General features: G+C 71.3%; 5 protein-coding genes and 1 pseudogene. All 6 read left to right on the top strand.

Annotated elements, in window-relative coordinates:
* The coding region (locus VN520_RS26175) for an ROK family protein (protein ID WP_325749403.1) at positions 1-328 on the top strand (328 nt) is incomplete at its 5' end.
* Between the two features lie 225 nt (positions 329-553).
* Complete coding sequence (locus VN520_RS26170) at positions 554-2,077, top strand: sugar ABC transporter ATP-binding protein (protein WP_325749402.1); 1,524 nt, start codon at positions 554-556, stop codon at positions 2,075-2,077.
* Complete coding sequence (locus VN520_RS26165; RefSeq protein ID WP_325749401.1) at positions 2,074-3,126, top strand: ABC transporter permease; 1,053 nt, start codon at positions 2,074-2,076, stop codon at positions 3,124-3,126. The genes VN520_RS26170 and VN520_RS26165 overlap by 4 nt, the downstream gene beginning before the upstream one ends.
* Positions 3,127-3,201: 75 nt before the next feature.
* Positions 3,202-4,239 carry a substrate-binding domain-containing protein gene (locus VN520_RS26160; protein WP_325749400.1) on the top strand — a complete coding sequence of 346 codons (1,038 nt, stop codon included), beginning with the start codon at positions 3,202-3,204 and terminating at the stop codon, positions 4,237-4,239.
* 47 nt (positions 4,240-4,286) lie between these two features.
* Positions 4,287-5,507: pseudogene (locus VN520_RS26155) on the top strand (Gfo/Idh/MocA family protein).
* 12 nt (positions 5,508-5,519) lie between these two features.
* Positions 5,520-6,524, top strand: coding sequence for a sugar phosphate isomerase/epimerase family protein (locus VN520_RS26150; RefSeq protein WP_325749399.1), 1,005 nt, complete (start codon positions 5,520-5,522; stop codon positions 6,522-6,524).
* Positions 6,525-6,697: the final 173 nt, after the last annotated feature.

Raw genomic sequence — 6,697 nt, 5'->3', positions numbered from 1 at the left:
GGCCGGAAGGCTCTCGGCCGTCGATGTGGCGGCCGCCGCGGCGGCCGGCGACCCCGCGGCACTGGACCTGATCCGTGAGGGCGGCAACCGGGTCGGCCAGGTCATCGCCGGACTCGTCAGCTTCTTCAATCCGGGCCTCGTCGTGATCGGCGGCGGGGTGACAGGACTCGGCCACAATCTGCTGGCCAGCGTCCGCACCCAGGTCTACCGGCAGTCCCTGCCGCTGGCCACGGGCAACCTCCCCATCGTCCTCGGTGAGCTGGGACCCGTCGCCGGAGTGACCGGCGCGGCCAGGCTCATCAGCGACCACCTGTTCTCGCCGGCCTGATGCCCGGGCCGGCGCGCCGTTCGGCACGTGTTCCACAGCCCCATCCGTAGACAGCCTGTTCCGGGCTCCGTCCGCAGAACCGCACAGCACGAGCACAGCAGTACCACCCAGCAGTTCCGTCAGCAGTACGGCACCGCCGGCACTGCGCCCTGCCCGCTCACCGGCCTTCCCCGGCTCTCGGCCCCGCCCGAGCAGGGGAGACCTCGTTCGCCGAGGGGATCCGTCATGGCACCAGAACCACCCCTGCTCACGATGTCCGGCATCACCAAATCGTTCCCCGGTGTGCGCGCCCTCGACGGCGTGGACCTGGAGGTGCTGGCCGGTGAAGTCCACTGCCTCCTCGGCCAGAACGGCGCGGGCAAGTCCACCCTCATCAAGGTGCTGGCCGGAGCCCACCAGCCCGACGGCGGCGCCATCACCTGGCGTGGTGAACCCGTCCAGCTGTCCTCGCCGATCACCGCGATGCGCCTGGGGATCGCCACCATCTACCAGGAACTCGACCTGGTGGAGGGCCTGTCGGTCGCCGAGAACGTCTTCCTCGGACACGAACCGACCAGCGCGGGCTTCGTCGTGCGGACCCGTGAGGCCCGTACCGGGGCCGCCGCGCTCCTGAAACGCCTCGGGCACCCGGAGATCGACCCGGCGTGCCCGGTCGGCAGCCTCTCCGCCGCACACCAGCAGATCGTCTCCATGGCGCGGGCGCTCTCCCACGACGTACGGCTCATCGTGATGGACGAACCGTCCGCGGCGCTGGACCCCGACGAGGTCGACAACCTCTTCCGCATCGTCGACGGGCTCACCGCCGACGGGGTGGCCGTCGTCTACATCTCGCACCGGCTGGAGGAGATCCGCCGCATCGGTGACCGGGTGACCGTGCTCAAGGACGGCAGGGCCGTCGCCGGCGGTCTCCCCGCCAAGTCCACCCCCACGCGCGACATCGTCGCCATGATGACCGGCCGCACCGTCGAATACGTCTTCCCCGAGCGGCCCGCCCCCGGCGGCCGGGCCACGGCAGCCCCGGTGCTGAGGGTCGAAGGGCTGTGCCGCAAGGGCGAATTCGAGCCCGTCGACCTGGAGCTGAGGCCCGGCGAGATCGTCGGCCTGGCCGGCCTCGTCGGCTCCGGCCGCTCCGAGATCCTGGAGACGGTCTACGGCGCCCGCAAACCGGCCGCGGGCCGCGTCCTCGTCGACGGCACGCCGCTGCGCCCCGGCAGCGTCCGCGCCGCGGTGGCCGCCGGGATCGGGCTGGCCCCCGAGGAACGCAAGGCGCAGGCACTGCTGCTGACGGAATCCGTCACCCGTAACGTCTCGGTCTCCTCCCTGTCCCGTTTCGCCCGCGCCGGCTGGCTCGACCGGGGTGCCGAGCGTGACGCCGCCAGGGCCGCGACCCGCGAACTCTCCCTGCGGCCCGACAACCCGGACGCCGTCGTCCGCACCCTCTCCGGCGGCAACCAGCAGAAGGCGGTCCTGGCCCGCTGGCTGCTGCGCGGCTGCCGGGTCCTGCTGCTCGACGAACCGACCCGCGGCGTCGACATCGGCGCCCGCGCCGAGCTCTACGCCGTGATCCGCCGGCTGGCCGACGAAGGCCTCGCCGTACTGCTCGTCTCCAGCGAAGTGCCCGAAGTGCTGGGCCTCGCCGACCGGGTGCTGGTGCTCCGGGAGGGCCGTGTCGTACACACGGCCGACGCCAGGGAACTCGACGAGCACCGTGTCCTCGACCTCGTCATGGAAGGGAGCCCGACGTCATGACACAGCCCGCGCCGTCGGCGCAGCACCACGGGCCGGAGCAGGGGACCGTGACCGGCCCCGCCGCCGCGCCGCCCTCGAAGCAGGGCGGCGGCCTGCGCGCACTCGGCCTGCGCGCCGATGTCCGCAACCTGTCGCTGCTCGGTGTCCTCGCCGTGCTGGTGGCCGTCGGCGGCCTCACCGAACCGGACGCGTTCCTGGACACCGGGAACCTTCAGCTGATCCTGACGCAGTCCTCCGTCATCGGCGTCGTCACCGTCGGCGTGACCCTGGTCATCATCGGCGGCGGCATCGACCTGTCGGTCGGCGCGATGGTGGCCCTCGCCTCCGTCTGGGCGACGACGCTCGCCACCCAGGACTTCGGTTTCGCGGGCATCCTCTTCACCGCGGTGGTCGTCGGACTCGCCGCCGGGCTCGTCAACGGGGTCCTCATCGCCTACGGGCGCCTGGTCCCCTTCATCGCGACGCTCGCCATGCTCGCCTCGGCCCGCGGCCTCGCCCTGCAGATCACCGACGGCAAGACACAGATCGTCACCGTCCGGTCGGTCCTCGACCTGGGCCTGCCCGACGCCTACGTCCTGGGCATCCCGCCCCTGGTCCTGGTCTTCGCCGCGGTCACCGTCGCCGGCTGGCTGATCCTGAACCGGACCACGTTCGGACGCCGTACGGTCGCCATCGGCGGCAACGCGGAAGCGGCCAGGCTCGCCGGCATCGACGTACGCCGCCAGCGGCTCTACCTCTACCTGCTCTCCGGTCTGTGCTGCGGCATCGCCGCCTTCATGCTGGTCATCCTGTCCGGCTCCGGGCAGAACACCAACGGCAACCTGTACGAACTCGACGCCATCGCCGCCGCGATCATCGGAGGCACCCTGCTGAGCGGCGGCCGGGGCACGATCGTCGGCTCCGTGCTCGGGGTCCTGATCTTCACCACGATCACCAACATCTTCGCGCTGAACAATCTGCAGAGCGACGTCCAGCAGATCGCCAAGGGCGCCATCATCGTCGCCGCCGTCCTCGTCCAGCACCGCACCCTGCGCGGCGGCGAGACCTGAGCCCCCTCGAGACAGAGCACTGACCACCCACCCGCTGTTCCGTACGCACGACACCGGATGAAGGGTTCGACAGCCATGCCAGAAACCAGCCGCAGAGGACTGCTCTTCGGCACCGCGGCCGTCTCCGCGGGAGCCTTCCTCACCGCCTGCACCAGCAACGAGCCCAAGGAGGCGGCAGCCGCGCCGGACAGCCGGCCCGCCGCCGACGACAAGCCCGGCAAGCCCGTCACCATCGGCTTCGCCGGACCCCAGGCCGACCACGGGTGGCTCAACGCCATCAACGTCCAGGCCAAGGCACGGGCGGAGAAGTACTCCGAGGTGACCCTGGAGACCACCGAGGGCTCCAACGACACCGCCGCCCAGATCGGTCAGGTCAAGACCCTGATCAACAAGAAGGTCGACGTCCTCGTCGTCCTCCCCGCCGACGGCAAGGCACTCACCCAGGTCGGCCTGGAAGCCATGAAGGCGGGCATCCCGGTCGTCAACCTGGACCGCGTCTTCGCCTCGCCGCAGGCCTACCGCTGCTGGGTCGGCGGCGACAATTACGGCATGGGCCTCAACGCCGGGCACTACATCGGCGAACAGCTCAAGGGCAAGGCGAGCGCCAAGGTCGTCGAGCTCGCCGGCATCGACAACCTGGAACTCACCAAGCAGCGCAGCCAGGGCTTCGCCGACGCCCTGAAGAACTACTCCAACATCGAGCTGGTGGCCCGTCAGGCCGCGGACTTCACCGTGGAGTCGGGCCAGGCCAAGATGGCGCAGCTCCTCCAGGCGCAGAAGCAGTTCGACGCCCTGTGGAACCACGACGACGACCAGGGCGTGGGAGCGCTGCGGGCCATCCAGCAGGCCGGCCGTGACGAGTTCATCATGGTCGGCGGGGCGGGCGCGAAGTCCGCGATGGACGCCATCAAGGCCGGCAACAGCGTCCTGAAGGCCACCGTGCTCTACCCGCCCACGATGGCCGCCTCCGCGATCGACCTGGCACGCGCCCTCGGCCAGGGCAAGGGCGTCTCCGGCCTGTCGGAGATGGAGATCCCGACCTCGCTGACCCTGTACTCGGCCGTGGTCACCGAGGAGAACATCGACCAGTACCTGCCGACGGGCTTCAGCTGATCCAGCACCGCCGCCGCCACCGAACCACCGACGAGGAGGAAGCCCGCATGGCCGGTAGGGAAGAAACGGAGCAGGAGACCGAGGCGCCGCCGCCTACGGTGACGCTCGGCATCGGTATGGTCGGATACGCGTTCATGGGTGCCGCCCACTCCCAGGGGTGGCGTACCGCGGGACATGTCTTCGACCTGCCGATGAGACCCGCTCTCGCCGCGATCTGCGGACGCGACCGCAAGGCCGTCGAGTCCGCCGCAGCCCGGCACGGCTGGGCCGCCGCGGAGACCGACTGGCGCGCCCTGATCGCCCGGGACGACGTGCAGCTGGTCGACATCTGCACCCCTGGCGACAGCCACGCGGAGATCGCCGTCGCCGCACTGGAGGCGGGCAAGCACGTGCTGTGCGAGAAGCCGCTCGCCAACACCGTCGCCGAGGCGGAAGCCATGGCGGAGGCTGCCGGGCGGGCGGCGGCCCGTGGCCAGGTGGCGATCGTGGGCTTCAACTACCGCAAGGTGCCCGCCCTCACCTACGCCCGCACGATGATCGAGGAGGGGAGGCTGGGGGCCCTGCGGCACGTGCGGGCCGCCTACCTCCAGGACTGGCTCGTCGACCCCGAGTCGCCGCTCACCTGGCGGCTCGACCGCGAACGCGCCGGATCCGGTGCGCTGGGGGACCTCGGGGCGCACATCGTCGACCTCGCCCAGTACCTGGCCGGGGAGCACCTGGTGGGGGTGTCGGCGGTGAGCGAGACCTTCGTACGTGAGAGGCCCGTGCTCGCCGGGGCCGCCGCCGGGCTCCCGGGGGCCGCGGACGCCACCGCACGGGGAGCGGTCACCGTCGACGACGCGACCCTGTTCACCGGGCGGCTGGCCTCCGGAGCCCTCGCCTCCTTCGAGGCGACCAGGATGGCGGCGGGCCGCAAGAACGCCCTGCGTCTGTAGATCAACGGAGAGCTGGGCTCGATCGCCTTCGACCTGGAACGGCTCAACGAACTCTCCTTCCACGACCACACCGAACCCGCCACCAGCGCCGGATTCCGCCGGATCCTCGTCACCGAACCCCAGCACCCCTACCTGGAGGCCTGGTGGCCGCCGGGCCACGGCCTGGGCTACGAGCACACCTTCGTCCACCAGGCCCGTGACGTGGTGCGCACGATCGCCGAAGGCCGCGCCCCCGTACCCTCGTTCGCCGACGGGCTCCAGGTGCAGCGGGTGCTCGCCGCCGTCGAGGAGAGCGCCGCCAAGAACTCCGTACACACCCCGGTCCCCTTCTAGGAGGTTCTGCGCATGCCCCGTCCCTTCACTCTCTTCACCGGCCAGTGGGCGGACCTCCCGCTGGAGGAGGTCTGCCGGCTCGCCCGGGACTTCGGTTACGACGGGCTCGAACTCGCCTGCTGGGGCGATCACTTCGAGGTCGACAAGGCCCTCGCCGACCCCGGCTACCTCGACGGGCGGCGGCAGTTGCTCGACAAGTACGGGCTGAAGTGCTGGGCGGTCTCCAACCACCTCGTCGGCCAGGCCGTCTGCGACAGCCCGATCGACGAGCGGCACCAGGGCATCGTGCCCGCCCGCGTCTGGGGGGACGGGGAGCCCGAAGGCGTACGCCGGCGGGCGGCCGAAGAGATCGAGAACACCGCCCGCGCGGCGGCCGCCTTCGGCGTCGACACGGTCATCGGTTTCACCGGCTCCTCGATCTGGCACCTGGTGGCCATGTTCCCCCCGGTCCCGCCGCACATGATCGAGCGCGGCTACGAGGACTTCGCCGAGCGGTGGAACCCGATCCTGGACGTCTTCGACGCCGAGGGCGTGCGCTTCGCCCACGAGGTGCACCCCAGCGAGATCGCGTACGACTACTGGACGACGAAACGGGCCCTGGAGGCCGTGGACCACCGGCCCGCGTTCGGGCTGAACTTCGACCCGAGCCACTTCGTGTGGCAGGACCTCGACCCGGTCGGCTTCCTGTACGACTTCCGGGACCGGATCTACCACGTGGACTGCAAGGAGGCCCGTAAGCGCCTCGACGGACGCAACGGGCGCCTCGGCTCACACCTGCCGTGGGGTGATCCACGACGCGGCTGGGACTTCGTCTCGGCCGGGCACGGCGACGTGCCCTGGGAGGACGTCTTCCGGATGCTGCGGTCCATCGGGTACGAGGGGCCGGTCTCCGTGGAGTGGGAGGACGCCGGCATGGACCGGCTGACGGGGGCGCCGGAGGCGCTGGCCTCGCTGAAGCGGTTCGATTTCGACCCGCCGAGCGCGTCGTTCGACGCGGCGTTCGGGGGCGGCGACTAGTACCGCACCAGCCGGGGTCCGACCTGTCGCGACGTCCGGCACGCCTCCTCGCCGCACCGGCCGGAAGCCCGGGTACGTCCCGTACGAGGGCTCCCGGCCGGCCCGCCGGGAGCACGCACCGGGCGCCGCTCCTCGCCGGGCGGGCCTCGGCCGACGCGGCACCGGCCGGGGCG

This window comes from Streptomyces sp. (genome assembly GCF_035563135.1).
In the GTDB taxonomy this organism is placed as follows: Bacteria; Actinomycetota; Actinomycetes; order Streptomycetales; family Streptomycetaceae; genus Streptomyces.
The sequence above is the reverse complement of the archived record's forward strand: the minus strand, read 5'-3'. Positions and strand labels throughout refer to the sequence as shown.